Here is an 18,412-nt window from a genome sequence, read left to right as displayed (position 1 = left end):
CGCCCAAATCAAACAGATAAAGGCTTGCAGCGTTCCGTGATCCCCTTTTTGAGCCTGAAAGCGGCCACCGAAGAGCTTTCCACAGAAATCGAAGCAGCGGTTCTCAGGTCAGTGCGCTCCGGTCAGTATATAGGAGGGGAAGAGTGCGCGGTATTTGAGCGAGGCTTCTCGGACTTCACTGGCGCAGCTCACACAGTAGGCACGGGCAACGGCTTGGATGCGCTGCATCTAGCGTTACGCGCCATGGGTGTTGGCCCTGGTGATGAAGTTATTGTGGCGGCAAACACCTTCATCGCCACCTTACTTGCGGTCACGATGGTGGGCGCAACGCCCATCTTGGTGGAGCCCGACGAGCGAACCTACAACCTCGACCCGGCAATGGTCGTCGCAGCAATCACCAAGAAAACGAAGGTCATTCTGCCTACCCACCTCTACGGACAGCCGGCAGACCTCGACGCCCTTCAAAAAATTGCCGACGAGTACGGATTGCAGCTTCTTGAGGATGCGGCGCAAGCCCACGGAGCAGAATACAAGGGTATTCGTGTAGGCGCGCGCGGATCAGCAGCTTGTTGGAGCTTTTATCCCGGTAAGAACCTTGGTGCGCTGGGTGATGGCGGGGCGGTGACAGCCAACGCGCCCGAACTCGCCAACGCTGTGCGGCTACTTGGAAATTATGGTTCGAGTGTTCGCTACGCGCATGAGATGCAGGGCTTCAATTCACGCTTAGATCCCATTCAGGCAAGTGTTCTGAGCGTAAAACTGGCGCATCTGGAGGAGTGGAATAAGCGGCGGGCTGCAATCGCGGGTGCTTATCTCAAAGGATTGAAGGGCACCGGCCTTACTCTGCCAGTCGTGCCAGAGTGGGCGAAGCCATCTTGGCATCTATTTGTGGTGCTCTGCGACGATCGTGATGGATTGCAGAAACGCTTGCTCGCTGAGGGCGTGCAGACGCTGATCCATTATCCGACACCGCCGCATCTGCAGGGTGCTTACCAGGATCTGGGCTTCAAACGAGGCTCGTTGCCGATCACCGAAAGGCTCGCCCGCCACTGTCTCAGTCTGCCGATTGGACCTCATCTTGGGCCCGAACAGGCCGCAGAGGTGATCGAGGCGATCAGGCGCTGCGTTTAGTCCAAGGCGCAAGAGGCAGCGCCTACCAATGGCGTCTGCATCTGCGAGCGAAGGAACCGAACGGGGCGGCGCGGCTTTGGCAGTGGGGGCGCTCCACCCCGCGTGACGCGTTGGTGCGGAACCGACCTTGGAAGGACCAGCTTTGGAACGAACTGCCACCGCCCCGAGGGTGATCCATCCGGTTCACGCCGCGCTGCTCGCCGCGATCCTGCCGCTGTTCCTCGGCGCGCTGCTCGCCGACTGGGCCTATTCGTCGAGTTACCAGGTCCAGTGGATCAACTTCGGCGCCTGGCTCAACGCCGGGGCGCTGGTGTTCGCCGGCTTTGCCCTGCTGTGGGCGGTGATCGACTTCTTCCGCGCCGACCGCCGGCGTGACCCGCGCTCGGCGCTCTACCTCTTGGCGCTGATCGCGACCTTCGTCGTCGGCTTCATCGGCGCGCTGGTCCATGCCAAGGATGCGTGGGCGTCGATGCCCGCGGCCCTCATCCTCTCGCTCGTCACCTTCGTCCTCGCGCTGGCTTCGGTCTGGCTCGGCTTCGCCACCCTTCGCAATGGAGCCGCACGATGAGCCGCCGCCCTGCCGTCCTCGCCCTGCTCGCCACCGCGACCCTGCTGAGCGCCTGCGGAAGCGCCTCCGGCTCCGAGCAATATGGCCCCAACCCCGAGCTTCCGAAGCCCGAGCGGGGGCTGATCCCGCCGATGACCATCGCCGATCCGGCCGGCTGGGGCGACCGCCGCCCGACGGTGCCGCAGGGCTATCAGGTGACGGCGATCGCGACCGACATGAAGATCCCGCGGCAATCGCTGGTGCTGCCCAACGGCGACATCCTCGTCGCCGAGGGCAAGGGCGGCGGCGACGCGCCGATCGTCCGGCCGAAGGACCTCATCGCCGGCTATTTCAAGAAGAAGGGCACGAGCTCGGTCAAGGGCGGCGACCGCCTGACCCTGCTCCGCGACGCCAATGGCGACGGGACCTACGAAGGCCGAACGGTCTTCGCCGAGAAGCTCAACGCGCCGTACGGTCTGGCGCTGGTCGGCAACCGGCTGTTCGTCGCCAACCAGGATTCGCTGGTGCGGTTCGACTATGCTCCGGGGCAGACCAGGGCGAGCGGGCCGCCGGTGCTGGTGACCAAGCTTCCGGCCGAGATCAACCATCACTGGACCAAGTCGCTCGCCGCGAGCCCCGACGGGCGCAGCCTGTTCGTCGGGATCGGCTCCAACAGCAACATCGGCGAACGCGGAATGGCGGCCGAGGAAGAACGGGCGATGGTCTGGCAGGTCGATGCCGAGACCGGCGCGACCCGCCGCTTCGCTACCGGAATCCGCAACCCGACCGCGCTCACCATCCAGCCGGGCACCAACCAGCTGTGGGCGGTGGTCAACGAGCGCGACGAGCTCGGCTCCAATCTCGTGCCGGATTATCTGACGTCGGTCCGTCCGGGCGCCTTCTACGGCTGGCCCTACGCCTATTGGGGCGCGAACCCCGACCGCCGGGTGCAGCCGTTCCGCGAGGAGATGGTCGGACGAACGGTCCGGCCCGACTATTCGCTGGGGTCGCACATGGCGCCGCTCGGGGTCGCCTTCTCCTCGGCGGCGATGGGAGGGCAGTTTGCCGACGGTGCCTTCGTCGGCCTCCACGGAAGCTGGAACCGCGAACAGCCGGTCGGCTACAAGGTCGTGTTCGTGCCGTTCCGCGGCGGCAGCCCGGCAGGTCCGCCGGTCGACTTCCTCGCCGGCTTCCAGGGTGATGGAAAAACGTTCGGGCGACCGGTCGGCGTCACCGTCGATCCTCGCGGCGCGCTGATCGTCGCCGACGACCTTTCCAACACCGTGTGGCGCGTGACTCCAGTGCGGCAAGCCGCCCCGGCGCGGGTCGCCTCGGCAGGGTGAACCCAGCGGGGGCGCAACTCTGGTTTCCCTATTGCGGCGCAGCGCCGGTGCCGGCCGACCTCATGGGACGCTGGAACCTCGATCCCATGCTCCTCGCCGTCCTCGCGCTGGCGGGCTGGTGGCTGTGGCGGCAGGCGCAAGGTGCCGGCCAGCGCCGGCTGCTGGTCGCGGCGGGCAGCCTTGCGCTGTTCCTCTTTGTCAGCCCCTTCTGCGCGCTGAGCTCGGCGCTGTTCGCCGCGCGGGTGACCCACCACGTCCTGCTCGCCGCGGTGCTCGCCCCCTTGCTGGTCTTCGCCTTGCCCGAAGAGCGGATCCGCTGGCCGGGCTCGCTGGCATTGTGGACCGGGCTCCAGGCGGTGACCTTCTGGCTGTGGCACGCGCCCGCCTTCTACGCCGAGGCGCTGTCGAGCGACCTCCTCTACTGGACGATGCAGCTGACGATCACCGGGACGGCGGTCGGCTTCTGGGCCGCGGCGCGCCGCTCGAGCAGCCTCGGGGCGGTTGCGGCGCTGCTCGTCAGCACGGTGCAGATGGGGCTGCTCGGGGCTTTGCTCACCTTCGCTTCCAACCCGCTCTACCTGCCGCACTTCCTGACCACCGAGCCGTGGGGGCTTGCCCCGCTCGAGGACCAGCAGATGGCGGGGCTGATCATGTGGGCGCCGTCGGCCGGCCTCTACCTCGCGGCGGCACTGGCGATCACCCGGCGCTGGCTGGCCGAGCAGGACCGCGAACTGCCGGCATGATCGAGCGGCTTCGGCAATGGGGCAACAGCCATACGCGCCGCGGGCGCTACTCGCCGGTGGGGATCGCCTTCCACTGGGTGATGGCGCTCCTGATCCTGTTCCAGATCGGCTGGGGCTTCTGGACCGACTGGATGATGCCGGGCGGCGACAAGGTGCATGCCTATCAGGTGCACAGCGCCGCCGGGCTTCCGGTGTTGCTGCTCGTCGTCCTGCGGATCCTCTGGCGGATCCTCATCACCGACCCGGTCAACGATGCCGACAAGCTGGGCTGGCAGACCACGGTGGCGCACGTCACCGCGATGCTGTTCTACGTCACCTTCTTCACCCTTCCGCTGTCGGGCTGGGTGATGTGGTCGTCGCTGGCCAGTCCGGGGCCGCTCTACCTCGGCGGAATCCTGCCCTGGCCGCAAGTGCCGCTCGAGGGGCTCGAGCCCGCGACCCGCTATGTCATCCTCGACCTTGCCGAGGACGTCCACACCGCCTCGGTCATTGCCTTGCTCTTGCTGATTCCGGCTCATGCAGGGGCGGCCCTGAAGCACCACTTCTGGGATCGACAGGACGTGCTGCAGGCGATGCTTCCTGAAGTTCCGGACTGGGAGGGCCACCCGGCAGGCGCGCCGAATAGTCCGCCAGCGCCCGGGCTTCCGAAGGGGTCAGAAGTTGGCTGATCCGAAGCATCACGTCGCCGGGATCGTTGCGCCGCTTGCCGATCCGCCAGAGGCGGAGCTGCTCGGCAAGGTAGGCGGGCGGCTGACCGGCGAGCGGCGGATTGGCGGCGCCGAGCCCCTGCCCTTGCTCGCCGTGGCAGGCGGCGCAGGCGACGAGGCCGCGCCCCGGATCCCCCTCGTGGTAAAGGGTGAGCCGGGCAAGCGGGCCAGTGCCGCCCGCCGCAGCGGGAAGCCCCGCGTAATAGGCCGAGACCGCGCGGCGCTCGTCGGGATCGAGCTTGCCGGCGATCCACCCCATCTGCGCATGATAGCGGCGGCCGTCGGCATAGGCTTCGAGCTGCCGCTCGAGATAGCCGGCATCAAGACCGGCAAGGCGCGGCGAGCCGGCTCCGTTCCCACGACCCTCGAGTCCGTGGCAGGTGACGCAGGCGTTGGCGGCTCCGGCGTCCGCGCCGCTGAAGGCGATCAGTCGGCCGGTTTCGGAATAGCGATCGAGCGAGGCGGTGTCGGCGTCGGTGCAAGCGCTCAGCAGCGTAAGCGCGGCCAGTGGGAGAAATCTGCGCACCCGCGCGCAACCGCCGGATTGCGCCGCTTGTTCCCGCTGGCGCTGCTCGCGCTCGCCGCCTGCAAGCCGCCGCCCGACCAGCGGCAGTTCCTTGCCGAGGGAGATGCCGGCCGCGGCCTTCAGGCGATCAAGCGCGCCGGTTGCGGAAGTTGCCACCAGGTGCCGGGGCTGCGCTGGCCCGAGGGGAAGGTCGGGCCACGCCTCGACGGCCTTGCCGAGCGCGCGCTGATCGCCGGCCAGTTGCCCAACCGGCCCGACGTCCTCACGACCTACATCCGCAACGCGCCCGCGCTGGTGCCCGGATCGGCCATGCCGGCGATGCCCGTCAGCGACACCGAGGCGCGCGACATCGCCGCCTACCTCTACGACCAGGGAGCCAAATAAGCATGTTCGACGGTTGGCCGCCCCCCGTGCTCGATCCCGCCGGGCCTTATGCGTCCTCGGTCTCGCTGCTGAGCTGGATCCTGTTCGCGATGGGCGCGGCGGTGCTGCTGGTCGTGCTGGTCGCGCTCTACCTCGCACTGTTCGGGCGGCCCGCGATGCAGGCGAAGGTCGGCGGGCGGACCACGATCTGGATCGGCGGAGTGGCCTTCCCGCTGGTCGTGCTGACCGCGCTCCTCGTCTACGGGCTATCACTCACCCGCCACCTGTCGGCGCCCGTCGCAGGCGACGAGATGCGGGTACGAATCACCGGCGAGATGTGGTGGTGGCGGGTCGCCTACCTCGACACAGAGGGGCGCGAGGTCATCCAGGACGCGAACGAGCTGCACATCCCGGCAGGCCAGCCAGTGGTGCTCGAACTGCAATCGGCCGACGTCATCCACAGCTTCTGGGTACCGCGCCTGTCGGGCAAGCTCGATATGATTCCCGGACGGCGCAACCTGATGCGGATCCAGGCCGACCGCCCAGGCGTCTTCGGCGGGCAGTGCGCCGAATATTGCGGCGGACCCCATGCGCTGATGGGCTTCACCGTCGTCGCCCATGCACCGGCCGACTTCGCCCGCCTGATGGAGGCGCGCCGGCAGCGCGCGACAAGCCCCGTGCTCGCAGGCTCGGCCGGAGCCCGCCTATTCGAGCAGACCGGCTGCTCGGCGTGCCACCGGATCGCCGGGACCGGCGCCAATGGGCTCGCCGGGCCCGACCTTACCCATGTCGGCAGCCGCCGCACGCTCGGCGCCGGGATCCTGCCCAACAACCGCGGCACGCTGATGGGCTGGATCGGCAACAGCCAGGCGATCAAGCCCAACAACCGGATGCCGCCCTACACCAATCTCGACGGGCAGCAGCTGACCGACATCGCCATCTATCTCGAGGCGCAGAAGTGACCTCGGAGACAGGCTTCGATCCCAAGCTGTTCGACCGCTTCCCGATCGCGGAAGCGCGGCCGGACAGCGAGCGCGAGGAGCTGGAGCGGATTTGGAAGGCACCGACCGGCTGGGCCAGCCTGACCATCGTCAACAACAACTACGTCGGCCTGTGGTACGTCGCCACGGCGTTCCTCTTCTTCCTGCTGGCGGGCGTGCTGGCGCTTGCGATCCGCGCCCAGCTGTCGCTGCCGCTACTCGGCATCCTCCCCCAAGAGACCTACAACCAGTTCTTCACCATGCACGGCACGGTGATGATGTTCCTGTTCGCCGTCCCGATCATGGAGGCGATCGGGGTGATGCTGCTGCCGCAGATGCTGGCGGCGCGCGACCTGCCCTTCCCGCGGCTGTCGGCCTACGCCTTCTGGGCCTATTTCGTCGGCGGGCTGTGCTTCTTCGCGTCGATCTTCGCCGGCCTCGCGCCGGACGGGGGCTGGTTCATGTACCCGCCGCTGACCAGCACCACCTACTCGCCCGGGATCAACGCCGACTTCTGGCTGCTCGGGATCGGCTTCATCGAGATCAGCGCGATCGCCGGCGCCATCGAAATCCTCGTCGGTATCCTCAAGACCCGTGCGCCGGGAATGACGCTGGCGCGGATGCCGCTGTTCGCCTGGGCGATGCTGGTGTTCGCCGGAATGATTCTGATCGCCTTCCCGTCCGTCATCCTCTCGACGCTGCTGCTGGAGATGGAACGGGCGCTCAACTGGCCCTTCTTCGATCCGACCCGTGGCGGCGACCCGATGCTCTGGCAGCATCTCTTCTGGTTCTTCGGCCACCCGGAAGTGTACATCATCTTCCTGCCCGCCGCGGGCCTCGTATCGATGATGGTCTCGGCGCTCGCGAAGGCCGAGCTGGTCGGATACCAGCTGATCGTCCTCGCCCTGCTCGGCACCGGCTTCATCAGCTTCGGCGTGTGGGCCCACCACATGTTCGCCACCGGCATGCCGGCATTGTCGACCGGCTTCTTCTCGGCCGCGAGCATGGCGGTCAGCATCCCGGCCGGAATCCAGGTGTTCAGCTGGATCGCCACGCTCGCGATCGGCAAGCCGAGCCACAATGTCCCGACCCTGTTCCTGATCGGCGGATTAGTGACCTTCGTGATGGGCGGGCTGACCGGGGTCATGGTCGCGATGGTGCCGTTCGACTGGCAGGCGCACGACACTCACTTCATCGTCGCGCATCTCCACTATGTGCTGATCGGCGGAGCGGTGATGCCGGTGTTCGCGGCATTCTATTATTGGGCCGGGATGACCAGCAAGCGGCCGCTCTCCGAGCGCCTCGGCAGGTGGATCTTCTGGCTGTTCTTCGCAGGCGTCCACATCACCTTCCTGCCGATGCATCTGACCGGGCTGATGGGTATGCCGCGGCGGGTCTACACCTACCTTCCGGGAATGGACTGGGAGTGGACCAACCTCATCTCCACCGTCGGTGCGTTCGTGCTGGCCGCGGGCGTCGTCCTGTTCCTCGTCGACCTTGCCCGCAATTTCCGCTTCACCACCGACGACGATGCCGGAAACACCTATGGCGGCGGCACGCTCGAGTGGCTCCCGACCGGTCTCTACTCGACCCGCAGCATCCCGGTCGTGCGCAGCCGGACGCCGCTGTGGGACAATCCCGGGCTCGCAAGGGAGGTGGAGGAAGGCCGCCACTTCCTGCCCTACTCGGCGACGGGCCTTCGCGAGACGCTGATCACGAGCCCTCTCCGGGCCGAGCCGCAATATCTGCAGATCATGATGGGCCCCTCGGTCTGGCCGCTGTCGGGCGCGGTGTTCACCGCGGGATTCTTCCTGCTGCTGACGGTGCAGGCCTATGTCCTCGCCATCATCTGCCTGCCGCTCGCGACCTGGTCGATCCTGCGCTGGCTGTGGGATACCGATCGGCCCGTTCCTCAAAAGGAGGTCGATGTCGGCGCCGGGATCATGCTCCCGACCTATGTGACCGGGCCAAGCGCGCACAGCTGGTGGGCGATCGTCTGCGTCATCGTGGTCGCCGCGATGATCTTCCTGATGGCGGTGTTCGGCTATCTCTTCCTCTACGGCGTCCATCCCGAATATTGGACCGTGCCGACCGACCGCTGGTGGGCGGCGCCGATCGCCGCCGCCTATGCGCTTGCGGCCGGGCTGGTCCTCTATGGCCGCCGGCTGATCACCCGCGAGGGCTCGACAACCTGGAGCCCGACCGCCGCTTTGCTGTTCGCCTGCGCGCTGATCACCGGCGCGCTGATCGCGGATGGGCTGAGCTGGCAGGCGCAGGGGGTCGACCCCGAGACGACGTCGCAGGGAGCCTTCGCCGCGGCGATGCTGGCGCTGCAGGGCCAGCTGGTCGCGGTGGTCGTGCTGATGGGCGCCTATCTCGCTGCCCGGACCGCGCGCGGCCTCGTCACCCGTCCGCGCAACGTGACCTTCGACGTGGTCAGCCTGTTCCTGCTCTACACGTGCGCGCAGGGAGCGGCGACCGCGCTGCTTCTGCGGCTGTTCCCGACGAGCGTGTGATGGGTATCTGGCGTCACCTCCTCGGCGGAATGCTGCTGTGGACCGCCCATTTCTTCGCGGCTTACGGGATTGCCAGCCTTCTTCCGGGGTCGAGCCTCGCGGCCGTGCTCGTTCTCATCGTCACGGCGCTGGCATTCGGCGGCGCGATGCTGCTCCTCGCCGCGACGCTGCGCCGCCGCCAGGCCGACGAGGACGGACTCCGGCGCTGGAGCAGCGAAGGGGGCGCGGTGCTCTATGGCCTCGCCGGCGTGGCGATCCTCTACCAAGGGTTGCCAGCGCTCCTCGCCTGAACCAGGCCGCCCGAAGTGCGATACTTCGGAACAGGGGCGTTACGGTGTCGTTCTCCGGATGCAGCGGCGGGCTCCCCTCTGCTGCCTGTCTCTCATTCCATCATCGAACCCACGCGAGGACCATGCCCCTTCCGACGCCGCCGCAAACCCTGCTGCGCGACGCTGCCCTGTTCCTCGACTTCGACGGAACGCTCGTCGACATCGCCGAGCGCCCCGACGCAATCCGGGTGGAGCCGGCGCTGCTCGGCCTGCTGCAGACGCTCGAGGAGCGGCTCCAGGGACGGCTGACATTGGTCAGTGGGCGGGCATCGGCCGACGTCCGCGCATGGCTTGCGCCACTTCAAGTGTCGGTGGTCGGGAGCCACGGTCTCGAGCGTGACGGCGTTACGGTTGCGCGCAGCGCAGCGCTTGACGAAGGGCTCAGCCACCTGCGTGCCGTCTTGGCCCGCCACGAAGGGGTGATCGTCGAGGAGAAGCCGATGGGTGCCGCCCTCCACTACCGCGAGGCTCCCGCCGCCGAACAGGAGTGCCACGCGGCCGCAGCGGCTGTCGCCGAGCGGCTCGGCATGGAGGTCCAGCCGGGCAAGATGGTGGTCGAGATCAAGCCCGCGCACGGCGACAAGGGCACCGCGATCGAAGCCCTGATGGCCGAACCGCGGCTTGCGGGAACCCGCCCGGTCTTCATCGGCGACGACCTTACCGACGAGCATGGCTTTGCCGTGGTCCGCAGGCTCGGTGGCGCGGGCATCCTCGTCGGGAAGGAACGCGAAACGGAGGCGGCTTTCCGGCTGGCGAGCGTGACCGAGGTGCACCGCTGGCTGACCCAGGCAAGCGAGGTGCTGGCATGAGCTCGCTCGATCTCTGGCCGATCGGCAACTGCCAGGTCAGCGCGCTCATCGATCGCGCCGGCGCGATGGTCTGGGCCTGCGTCCCGCGGGTCGACGGCGATCCGCTCTTCTCCAGCCTGCTCGGGGGTGAGCAGCCCGAACGGGGCATGTGGGCGATCGACCTCGACGGCGAGACCGAGGTCGAGCAATCCTATCTTCGCAACACGCCGATCCTCTCCACCCGCAAGTCCGATGCCGCCGGCAACGCGATCGAGATCATCGATTTCTGCCCGCGCTTCTCGCGCCTCGGGCGGACCTTCCGCCCTGCCGCCTTCGTCCGGCTCGTGCGGCCGGTCAGCGGAAGTCCGCGGATCCGGGTGAGGCTGCGGCCGACGCAGAACTGGGGCGAGGCTGCCGCACCGCTGCCGGGCGGGTCCAACCATATCCGCTACCAGCTCCCGACCCTTCCGATGCGGCTGACCACCGATGCGCCCGTCACGGTTGTCCGCGAGGAACGTCTGTTCCGTCTGGAGCGGCCGCTGACCTTCTTCCTTGGCCCGGACGAGCCGTTCAGCGACGATCTGGCGCGGGCTGCCGGCGAGATGCTGAGCAGGACCTCCGCGGAGTGGAAGGAATGGGTGCGCGGGCTCGCCACGCCGGTCGAGTGGCAGGAAGCGGTGATCCGCGCGGCGATCACGCTCAAGCTCTGCCAGCATGAGGAATCGGGAGCGATCGTCGCGGCGCTGACCACGTCGGTTCCGGAGCATGCCGGGTCGCAGCGCAACTGGGATTATCGCCACTGCTGGATCCGTGACGCCTATTATACGGTGCAGGCGCTCAACCGGCTCGGCGCGCTTGACGTGCTCGAGCTTTACCTCGGCTATCTCCGCAACATCGTCGACGATGCCAAGGGCGGCCACATCCAGCCCCTCTACGGGCTAAGCGGCGAGGCACGGCTTGAGGAGCGGATCGAGGAAGGACTGCCGGGCTATCGCGGCATGGGTCCGGTGCGGGTCGGCAACCAGGCCTATGAGCAGGTCCAGCACGACGCCTATGGCCAGATCGTGCTGTCCAACGTCCAGGCCTTCTTCGACCACCGGCTGTTCCGAATGGCCACTGCCGAAGACTTCGCCTCGCTCGAGCGGGTCGGCGACCGTGCCTTCGAACTGTTCGACAAGCCCGATGCCGGCTTGTGGGAGCTGCGGACGCGGCGCCATGTGCACACCTATTCGGCCGCCATGTGCTGGGCCGCCTGCGACCGGCTTGCCCACGCCGCGGAAGCACTCGGGCTGGACGAGCGGGCGCGCCACTGGGCGACACGCGCCGCCACCGTCCGGAGCCGGATCGAGGAGGCCGCCTGGCGCGAGGACAGCGGACGCATCTCCGCCACCTTCGAGGGCGACGACCTCGACGCCAGCCTGATCCAGCTGCTCGACCTGCGCTTCTTCACGCCCGGCGACCCGCGCTTCACCGGGACGCTGGAGGCGGTCGAACAGGGGCTGAGGCGCGGCTCGCACATGCTGCGCTATGCCACCGAGGATGACTTCGGCCTGCCCGAGACCGCCTTCAACGTCTGCACCTTCTGGCTCATCGAGGCGCTTCAGGCGACAGGGCGCGAGGCGGACGCGCGCGCGCTGTTCGAGGAAATGCTGTCGCGTCGGACCGGGGCCGGGCTATTGTCCGAGGATATCGATCCGCAGACGGGCGAGCTGTGGGGCAACTATCCGCAGACCTATTCGCTGGTCGGGACCATCAACTGCGCTGTCCTGCTCAGCAAGCCCTGGAGCTCGATCCGATGAGTCGCCTGATCGTCATCTCCAACCGGGTGTCCGCGGCCACCGGCGGTACTGCCGGCGCTCAGGGCGGGCTGTCGGTCGCGCTGACCTCGGCGCTGCGCGAAAGCGGAGGGCTGTGGTTCGGCTGGTCGGGCGAGGTCACCGAGGAGTTCAGCGGGCAGATTACCTTTCACCGCGACGACGGGGTGACCACCGCCACGATCGACCTCGAGGAACAGGACGTCGAGGAATATTACAACGGCTACGCCAATCGCACGCTTTGGCCGCTGTTCCATTACCGCGTCGACCTCGCCGAATATGAGCGCGGCTTTGCCGGCGGCTATCAGCGAGCGAACGAGCGCTTCGCCGAGACCGTGGTCCCGCTGGTCGAGCCCGACGACATGGTCTGGGTTCAGGACTATCACATGATCCCGCTCGGTCAGGAGCTGCGCAAGCGCGGCTGCAAGAACCGCATCGGCTTCTTCCTCCACACGCCCTGGCCGCCGCGCCGGCTGCTGCTGACCCTGCCCGAGGCGACCGAACTGGTCGCGACCATGTTCGCCTACGACGTGATCGGCTTCCACACCGACGAGTGGCTGCAGTCCTTCGTCGACTTCGTGGTGCTCGAAAGCGGCGGCGCATATGCCGACGGCATCCTCCGGCTCGACGGTCGGCAGATCCGGCTGATCACCTGCCCGATCGGGATCGACAGCGACGAGTTCGCGACGCTCGCGCGGGGTGACGAAGCGCAGCAGACCTTCGCGCAGATGCGCGACAGCGCCAACGGCCGGGCGATGATCGTCGGGGTCGACCGGCTCGATTATTCCAAAGGCCTGGAAGAGCGCTTCCTCGGTTACGAGCGTTTCCTCATCGAGAACCCCGAGGAACGAAAGGAAGTGTTCCTGCTCCAGATCGCGCCGCCGTCGCGCGGGACGGTGGAAAGCTACCAGCGCATCCGCAGCAGCCTCGAGGGGCTGTCGGGCAGGATCAACGGCGCGCACGCCGACTACGACTGGGTGCCGATCCGCTACGTCAACCAGGGCTATTCGCGGGCGGTCCTCGCCGGCATCTATCGCGCCTCGAGGATCGCACTGGTCACGCCGATCCGCGACGGGATGAACCTCGTTGCCAAGGAATTCGTCGCCGCGCAGAACCCCGAGGATCCGGGCGTCCTGATCCTGTCGCGCTTCGCCGGTGCGGCTGACCAGCTCACCGAAGCGCTGCTGATCAATCCCTACAGCGCCGAGGAGATGTCCGACTCGATCCGCACCGCGCTGGCGATGCCCAAGGCCGAGCGTATCCGCCGCTGGCGGGCGATGTTCGAGAATGTCTGTGCCGAGGACGTGCTGTGGTGGCGCCGCCGGTTCACCGACGCACTGGAGCAGCACCAGCCGGTGTGAGCCGCCCAAACAACGCTAGTCGTTGTCGCGCTGGTCCTCGCCGGGAATGCTGGTCTCGGTGTCGAGTGCCTCGCGCACGTAGAGCCGCTTGATCAGCACGTAGATGACGACGGTCAGCGGCGCGGCGAAGATGACCCCGAGCGGACCGAACAAGGTCCCCATCGCGAGCAGCGAGAAGAGCAGCACCGCGCCGGGAAGATCGACCGCCCATTGCTGGAGCAGCGGCTGGAGGAGATTGCCCTCGATCTGCTGGACGACGAGATACACGCCGAGCACCCACAGCGCCATCTGGGGATCGGTCGAGGCGGCGATCAGCACCGCCGGGATTGCGGCGAGGATCGGGCCGACGAACGGAATGAACTCGAGCAGGGCGGCGAGCAGCCCGAAGGCGAGCGCGCTTTCCATGCCGACCAGCCACAGTCCGAGCCCGGTCGCGATCCCCACTCCGGCCATCGTCAGCAGCTGCGCCTTGAGCCACAGGCGGAGCGCGTTGCCGCTGTCCTCCAGCGCGCTCGCCGTCACCTCGCGGCGGCCGCTCGGGAAGAGCTTGAGGATGCCGGTGCGGTAAAAGCGCGGCGAGGCGGCGATGAAGACCCCGCCGACGACGATCAGCAGCGCGTCGGCAAGTCCGCCGCCAAGGCTCATCGCGAACTGCCCCGCCGTGGCCGCGAAGCCGCTCCCCTGCCCTTTCAGCGCCTCGAGCTGTCCCTGCAGGCCGAAGCCGGCAAGCCGCTGCTGGAGGCTGGCCCAGGCGCGGGGAAGCGCCTCGCGAATGCCCTCGGCCTGGCTCACGAGCTGCGCCCCGAACAGGGCGAAGGACAAGCCGACGATCGCGATCACGGTCAGCACCGAGAGGAGCAACGCGATGCCCTGCGGAATATGAAGGCGCTCGAATTGCTTCGCCAGGCTCTGGAAGAGCGTGGCGACGACGACCGCGCCGAAGACCATCAGCGCGACCTCGCGCAGCATCCACGCAAGTATCGTCAACGCCACCAGGGCGATGACGATCAGGGTCCGGCGAATGAAGCGCGAGTCGTCGTTGCTGTCCGTCATGACCCGCGAACGGGTCAGGCGGCGGTCCGTTCCGCCGCCCGAACGATCACTCTCCGCTGCCGGGCTCGTTCAGCTTGCGGCCCTGCTCGGCGACGACACTCTCCGGAAGCACGCCGGAGGCGAGCACCTGTGCCTTGTTCATCAGGCCATGCACGACGGCGTGCTCGCCCTTCTTCATCGCCTCCCAGCCGGTCTTGGCGACATCGGCGGGGTCGTCCTTCTTGGACTGTCCGACCTTGGTGTCCTCCATGCCCGCGCGCGAGAAGAATTCGGTCTCGGTCGCGCCCGGCTTGAGGCAGGTGACGGTGACGCCCGTGTCCTTGAGCTCGTTGCCGAGCGCCGCGGCGAAGCTGTCCACGAACGCCTTGCTGGCGTGGTACACCGCCTGGAAGGCGGCAGGAATGTGCCCGGCGATCGAGCCCGTGATGAGGATCCGCCCCTCACCGCGCCGAACCATCTTGCGGGCGAGCGGCTGGATCAGCAGCAGGGTCCCGGTGATGTTGGTGTCGATGACGTGGCGCCACTCGGCGACGCTCTGCTCAAGGAAGCCGTCGCCCAGCCCGTGGCCGGCATTGGCGACCAGCACGTCGACCTCGCGGTCGCCGATCTGGGTGAGCAGCTGGCGCACGCCCTGCTCGGTCGCGAGGTCGGCCTCGATGGTCGAGACGTCGCCGTCGAGTCCGGCCGACGCATCGACCTGCGGCGTGTCCGAGGCAACGATGAGGTCATAGCCCTCGGCCGAGGCGAGGCGCGCGATTTCGAGACCGATGCCGCTCGAGGCTCCGGTGATGACAGCAAGTTTGTTGGCCATGATTGTCCTTTTACGCTGGCTCGACGGCTCGCGCGGCGGCCAGATCGACCTTGGCGGTCTGGTCCATGCCGGGCTTGAGCACGATCTTGGTGTAGGTGTCCTGCTCGTCGTGCCACTTCTGGTAGAGGTCGGCGGCCTGGGTGAGCGGCTCGCGGTGCGAGATCATGAAGGTGGTGTCGAGCTCACCTTCCTCGATCAGCTTGAGCAGGTCCTTGGTATACTTCTGGACCGGGGTCTGGCCCGACTTGATGGTCAGCCCCTTCTCCATCAGCTGTCCAAGCGGGAACTTGTCGGCGAAGCCGCCATAGACGCCGGGGATCGAGACGCGCCCGCCCTTGCGGCAGGCGATGATCATCTGACGCAGCGCATGCGGACGCTCGGTGCCGAGCATCAGATGCGCCTTCACCGTGTCGGCGATGTTGTCGATCGCCAGCCCGTGGCTCTCCATGCCGACGCAGTCGATGACCGCATCCGGACCGATACCGCCGGTCATCTCCTTCAACGCCTCGAGCACTTCGACTTCGCGATAGTCGAGGATGTCGGCGCCCATCTTCTTGGCCAGGGCCAGTCGCGATGGATAGTGGTCGATCGCGATGACCCGGTGCGCGCCGAGCTTAAAGGCGCTCTGGATGGCGAACAGGCCCACCGGCCCGCAGCCCCAGACAGCGACCGTGTCGCCCGGCTCGATGTCGGCGTTGACCGCCGCGTGCCAGCCGGTCGGCAGAATGTCGGACAGGAACAGCACCTTGTCGTCGTCGAGATGATCGGGGACCACGATCGGGCCGACATCGCTGAACGGCACCCGGACATATTCCGCCTGGCCGCCAGCATAGCCGCCGGTCAGGTGAGCATAGCCGAAGGCGGCACCCATCGCGTGCCCCATCAGGGCCTCGGATGCGTCCGAGGTCTCGGCGGGGTTGCTGTTGTCGCAGGCGGAGAACTGCTGCTTGTCGCAGAAGAAGCAGGAGCCGCAGCTGATGGTGAAGGGCACCACCACGCGCTGGCCCTTCTTGAGGGTCGACTTGGCGCCGACCTCGATCACTTCGCCCATGAATTCGTGGCCGAGCACGTCACCGGCGCGGAGCGTCGGGATATAGCCGTCGTAGAGGTGGAGGTCCGAGCCGCAGATTGCGGTCGAGGTGACCTTGAGGATCGCGTCGCGCGGATTGACGATCTCGGGGTCGGGCACGTTGTCGACGCGCACGTCGTGGCGGCCGTGCCAGGTGAGAGCCTTCATGGGAGTATCTCCTAGATGTGCGGCTGCGTCGGGCTCTCGCTCTTGCGGGCCGACGGGGACGAATTGACCGGCACTTCGCCGGTTTCCATGAGCTGCTTGAACCGGCGAAGATCGCGTCGCGCCTGGACGTTGGGCTCGCGCTGCAGGAGCTTGGCGAACAGCCGCCCGATCTCGCCTGCCGGGAACGTGTAGCGGAGCAGCAGCCGGACATAGGTGCCGCGGCCCGGAGGCGCGTCGGCGAACTCGACCCGGCCTTCATGCTCGATCTGGCTGTCGGGCTCGCTTACCCAGGCGATCGTCTTGTTCGGAACGTCCTCGACGATCCGGGTCCGGACGCTCACCGTCGCGCCCATCGGGGCCTCGATGATCCACTCCGAGCTCTTCTCGTCGACCCGGCGGATCTCGCGGACATTGTCCATGAACTCGGGGAAACGCTCGAACGCGCGCCAGAAGGCGTAAAGCTCGCTCGCCGGCTTGGCGATGGTGACGGTGCGCCCGACGAGCGCCCGTCCGCCTTCCTGGTTGCGGGCCTCGCGAAGGGCGCGGCCGCGCAGCACATGGTCGGGTGCGTCGCTGATCGTCGGACCGTGATCCTCGTCCTCGGACCGCGCACGGGCGAAGAAGAAGGCCGCGGCACCGGCAGTCGCAAGGCCGAGGCCAAGACCGATCAGCGCTCGGTTCGAGGTGCCCGCATCACTGTTCCTGCCGGACTTGCCGTCGCGGCGCTTCTCGGCCGCGCCGCGAATGCGGACCCGCTCGTCCTCGTCGACCTCGGGCAGCTTGCGCTTGCCTGCCGGACTTGGGCGCTTCGCCTCGGCATCCGCGACGGCTTGCCGGTTGAGCCGTTCGACCTCCCGGTCGACCTTGTCGTGATCGTGTGTATCCTGGACCAATGGTGCCTCCTGTCCTGACCCGCCAACGGGTCGGACACTGAGGCGTTCCGGTTGTTACGCGGGCGGCGCGGGCCAGCCTTCGAGCAAGTCGACGAAGCGACTCAGCCAGGCGTTGGTCTGATGACCGTCGACCACGCGATGGTCGATCGTCAGGGTGACATAGGCCATCGGGCGGATGGCGATCACGTCTCCCGCCTCGGTGTCGCGCACCACCACCCTTTTCTGCAGCTTGCCAATTCCGAGAATCGCGGCCTGGCCGCCGTGGAGGATGATCGGAGCCGCCAGCAAAGAGCCCGACACGCCATGGTTGGAGATGGTGAAGCTTCCGCCAGCAACGTCGGCTCGCTCGAGCTTGCCCGACCGTGCCCTGGCAGTGAGGTCGTCGAGCCGGGCGCCGATCTCCTCGACCGACAGGTTGGCGCAGTCGCGAACGACCGGAACGACCAGCCCCTTCTCGCCAAGCGCGGTGCCAACCCCGATATCGACCGAGGGCGCAACCACGATCCGGTCCTCGGCCCAGCGCCCGTTGATGGCAGGGGCGACCGCCATCGCCTCTGCGGCGGCCTTGAGGAAGTAGGCCGTGTAGCTGAGCTTGCGACCCCGCGCCGCAAGCGCCTTCTTGTGCGCGGTGATGGCGCTGAAGTCGGCTTCAAAAAGGGCCGTGACATGCGGCGCGTCGCTGACGGCGCGCACCATGTTCTCGGCGATCGCACGCCGCATTCGGTCGTGCGGAATATCCTGCCAGTTCGCCTCCGCGACGCGCGGCTGGGCGATCGGCTTCTCGCCGCCATCGACATGGCTGACCGTCGCCCCCTCGACCGCGCGGTCGACGTCCTCGCGGGTGATCCGCCCATTTCGGCCGGTGCCGGTGAGGCGCGACGGATCGATGTCGTGCTGGAGGAGCGCCCGGCGGACCGATGGCGAGAGGCGGCTTTCCGCCTCTCCGTTCCCCGGTGAAAGCCGCGGCCCAGCATCTTCTGCTTTCTCCCGCGCTGGCAAGGGGACTTCGGATCCGTCCTGAGCAGGAGAGCCGCTCGCCTCCGCGTCGATCCGGCCGAGCAGCGCGCCAGGCACCGCCTCGGCATCGGTGTCGAGCAGGATTTCGGCGAGTACCCCCGCCGCGGGCGAAGGCACTTCCTGCGTGACCTTGTCGGTCTCGAGCTCGACCAGGGGATCGTTGAGCGCGACTGCCTCGCCCGGCTTCTTCAGCCAGGCGCGGACCACCGCCTTGGTGCCTTCCTGCTCGTCGGGAACGCGGACATCGATCACG

17 protein-coding genes and 1 pseudogene are annotated in these 18,412 nt (G+C 67.5%); 12 read left to right on the top strand and 6 right to left on the bottom strand.

The window, feature by feature from the left end; all coding sequences use genetic code 11:
• Positions 1 to 36 precede the first annotated feature (36 nt).
• The 5 genes from ABD727_RS06185 (at position 37) to ABD727_RS06165 (ending at position 4,432) form a co-directional block, all read left to right on the top strand.
• Positions 37 to 1,131 (top strand): DegT/DnrJ/EryC1/StrS family aminotransferase, encoded by a 1,095-nt coding sequence (locus ABD727_RS06185; protein WP_344706513.1) that lies wholly within the window; start codon positions 37 to 39, stop codon positions 1,129 to 1,131.
• Positions 1,132 to 1,273: 142 nt separating this feature from the next.
• Complete coding sequence (locus tag ABD727_RS06180) at positions 1,274 to 1,699, top strand: DUF2231 domain-containing protein (protein WP_344706512.1); 426 nt, start codon at positions 1,274 to 1,276, stop codon at positions 1,697 to 1,699.
• On the top strand, positions 1,696 to 3,021 hold the full coding sequence (locus tag ABD727_RS06175) for a PQQ-dependent sugar dehydrogenase (RefSeq protein WP_344706511.1): 1,326 nt from the start codon (positions 1,696 to 1,698) through the stop codon (positions 3,019 to 3,021). The genes ABD727_RS06180 and ABD727_RS06175 overlap by 4 nt, the downstream gene beginning before the upstream one ends.
• Before the next feature lie 62 nt (positions 3,022 to 3,083).
• Positions 3,084 to 3,764 (top strand): cytochrome c oxidase assembly protein, encoded by a 681-nt coding sequence (locus ABD727_RS06170; RefSeq protein ID WP_344706510.1) that lies wholly within the window; start codon positions 3,084 to 3,086, stop codon positions 3,762 to 3,764.
• The gene (locus tag ABD727_RS06165; RefSeq protein WP_344706509.1) at positions 3,761 to 4,432 is read left to right on the top strand and encodes a cytochrome b; all 672 of its coding nucleotides are present in this window, start codon (positions 3,761 to 3,763) and stop codon (positions 4,430 to 4,432) included. Before ABD727_RS06170 ends, ABD727_RS06165 begins: the two co-directional genes overlap by 4 nt.
• A gap of 13 nt (positions 4,433 to 4,445) precedes the next feature.
• On the opposite strand, the pseudogene ABD727_RS13955 reads toward ABD727_RS06165, so the two are convergent.
• A pseudogene (locus ABD727_RS13955) lies at positions 4,446 to 4,997 on the bottom strand (c-type cytochrome); the annotation flags it as partial.
• A gap of 18 nt (positions 4,998 to 5,015) precedes the next feature.
• On the opposite strand from ABD727_RS13955, the gene ABD727_RS13950 reads away from it, so the two are divergent.
• From ABD727_RS13950 to ABD727_RS06130, 7 genes are all read left to right on the top strand, one after another.
• Complete coding sequence (locus tag ABD727_RS13950) at positions 5,016 to 5,381, top strand: c-type cytochrome (protein ID WP_425566764.1); 366 nt, start codon at positions 5,016 to 5,018, stop codon at positions 5,379 to 5,381.
• A 2-nt stretch (positions 5,382 to 5,383) separates the two neighbouring features.
• Positions 5,384 to 6,322, top strand: a complete 939-nt coding sequence (coxB, locus tag ABD727_RS06155; protein WP_344706507.1) for a cytochrome c oxidase subunit II — start codon at positions 5,384 to 5,386, stop codon at positions 6,320 to 6,322.
• A complete protein-coding gene (locus ABD727_RS06150) occupies positions 6,319 to 8,856 on the top strand; it encodes a cbb3-type cytochrome c oxidase subunit I (RefSeq protein ID WP_344706506.1) in 2,538 nt (845 codons plus the stop codon). Before coxB ends, ABD727_RS06150 begins: the two co-directional genes overlap by 4 nt.
• Positions 8,856 to 9,146 (top strand): hypothetical protein, encoded by a 291-nt coding sequence (locus tag ABD727_RS06145; protein ID WP_344706505.1) that lies wholly within the window; start codon positions 8,856 to 8,858, stop codon positions 9,144 to 9,146. Before ABD727_RS06150 ends, ABD727_RS06145 begins: the two co-directional genes overlap by 1 nt.
• Before the next feature lie 122 nt (positions 9,147 to 9,268).
• Positions 9,269 to 9,994, top strand: a complete 726-nt coding sequence (gene otsB, locus ABD727_RS06140; RefSeq protein ID WP_344706504.1) for a trehalose-phosphatase — start codon at positions 9,269 to 9,271, stop codon at positions 9,992 to 9,994.
• Positions 9,991 to 11,772, top strand: a complete 1,782-nt coding sequence (locus ABD727_RS06135) for a glycoside hydrolase family 15 protein (protein ID WP_344706503.1) — start codon at positions 9,991 to 9,993, stop codon at positions 11,770 to 11,772. Before otsB ends, ABD727_RS06135 begins: the two co-directional genes overlap by 4 nt.
• On the top strand, positions 11,769 to 13,148 hold the full coding sequence (locus ABD727_RS06130) for an alpha,alpha-trehalose-phosphate synthase (UDP-forming) (RefSeq protein WP_344706502.1): 1,380 nt from the start codon (positions 11,769 to 11,771) through the stop codon (positions 13,146 to 13,148). Before ABD727_RS06135 ends, ABD727_RS06130 begins: the two co-directional genes overlap by 4 nt.
• Positions 13,149 to 13,163: 15 nt before the next feature.
• Here ABD727_RS06130 and ABD727_RS06125 read toward each other — a convergent pair whose 3' ends face one another.
• From ABD727_RS06125 to ABD727_RS06105, 5 genes are read right to left on the bottom strand one after another with little or no spacing between them, the layout of a single operon-like run.
• A complete protein-coding gene (locus ABD727_RS06125) occupies positions 13,164 to 14,201 on the bottom strand; it encodes an AI-2E family transporter (RefSeq protein WP_344706501.1) in 1,038 nt (345 codons plus the stop codon).
• Between the two features lie 46 nt (positions 14,202 to 14,247).
• A complete protein-coding gene (locus ABD727_RS06120) occupies positions 14,248 to 15,012 on the bottom strand; it encodes an SDR family NAD(P)-dependent oxidoreductase (protein ID WP_344706500.1) in 765 nt (254 codons plus the stop codon).
• 10 nt (positions 15,013 to 15,022) lie between these two features.
• A complete protein-coding gene (locus ABD727_RS06115) occupies positions 15,023 to 16,249 on the bottom strand; it encodes a zinc-dependent alcohol dehydrogenase (RefSeq protein WP_344706499.1) in 1,227 nt (408 codons plus the stop codon).
• Positions 16,250 to 16,260: 11 nt separating this feature from the next.
• Complete coding sequence (locus ABD727_RS06110; RefSeq protein ID WP_344706498.1) at positions 16,261 to 17,142, bottom strand: SRPBCC family protein; 882 nt, start codon at positions 17,140 to 17,142, stop codon at positions 16,261 to 16,263.
• Positions 17,143 to 17,196: 54 nt separating this feature from the next.
• A complete protein-coding gene (locus tag ABD727_RS06105; protein WP_344706497.1) occupies positions 17,197 to 18,411 on the bottom strand; it encodes a dihydrolipoamide acetyltransferase family protein in 1,215 nt (404 codons plus the stop codon).
• Position 18,412: the final 1 nt, after the last annotated feature.

The sequence above is a fragment of the Sphingomonas swuensis genome (genome assembly GCF_039538045.1).
Taxonomy (GTDB): Bacteria; Pseudomonadota; Alphaproteobacteria; order Sphingomonadales; family Sphingomonadaceae; genus Sphingomicrobium; species Sphingomicrobium swuense.
The sequence above is the reverse complement of the archived record's forward strand: the minus strand, read 5'-3'. Positions and strand labels throughout refer to the sequence as shown.

Bases quoted from the DNA above. Each gene is read 5' to 3' on its own strand.
- ABD727_RS06175 (WP_344706511.1), top strand. From the start codon at position 1,696: ATGAGCCGCCGCCCTGCCGTCCTCGCCCTGCTCGCCACCGCGACCCTG.
- ABD727_RS06170 (WP_344706510.1), top strand. From the start codon at position 3,084: ATGGGACGCTGGAACCTCGATCCCATGCTCCTCGCCGTCCTCGCGCTG.
- ABD727_RS06165 (WP_344706509.1), top strand. From the start codon at position 3,761: ATGATCGAGCGGCTTCGGCAATGGGGCAACAGCCATACGCGCCGCGGG.
- coxB (WP_344706507.1), top strand. From the start codon at position 5,384: ATGTTCGACGGTTGGCCGCCCCCCGTGCTCGATCCCGCCGGGCCTTAT.
- ABD727_RS06145 (WP_344706505.1), top strand. From the start codon at position 8,856: ATGGGTATCTGGCGTCACCTCCTCGGCGGAATGCTGCTGTGGACCGCC.
- otsB (WP_344706504.1), top strand. From the start codon at position 9,269: ATGCCCCTTCCGACGCCGCCGCAAACCCTGCTGCGCGACGCTGCCCTG.
- ABD727_RS06135 (WP_344706503.1), top strand. From the start codon at position 9,991: ATGAGCTCGCTCGATCTCTGGCCGATCGGCAACTGCCAGGTCAGCGCG.
- ABD727_RS06130 (WP_344706502.1), top strand. From the start codon at position 11,769: ATGAGTCGCCTGATCGTCATCTCCAACCGGGTGTCCGCGGCCACCGGC.
- ABD727_RS06125 (WP_344706501.1), bottom strand. From the start codon at position 14,201: ATGACGGACAGCAACGACGACTCGCGCTTCATTCGCCGGACCCTGATC.
- ABD727_RS06120 (WP_344706500.1), bottom strand. From the start codon at position 15,012: ATGGCCAACAAACTTGCTGTCATCACCGGAGCCTCGAGCGGCATCGGT.
- ABD727_RS06115 (WP_344706499.1), bottom strand. From the start codon at position 16,249: ATGAAGGCTCTCACCTGGCACGGCCGCCACGACGTGCGCGTCGACAAC.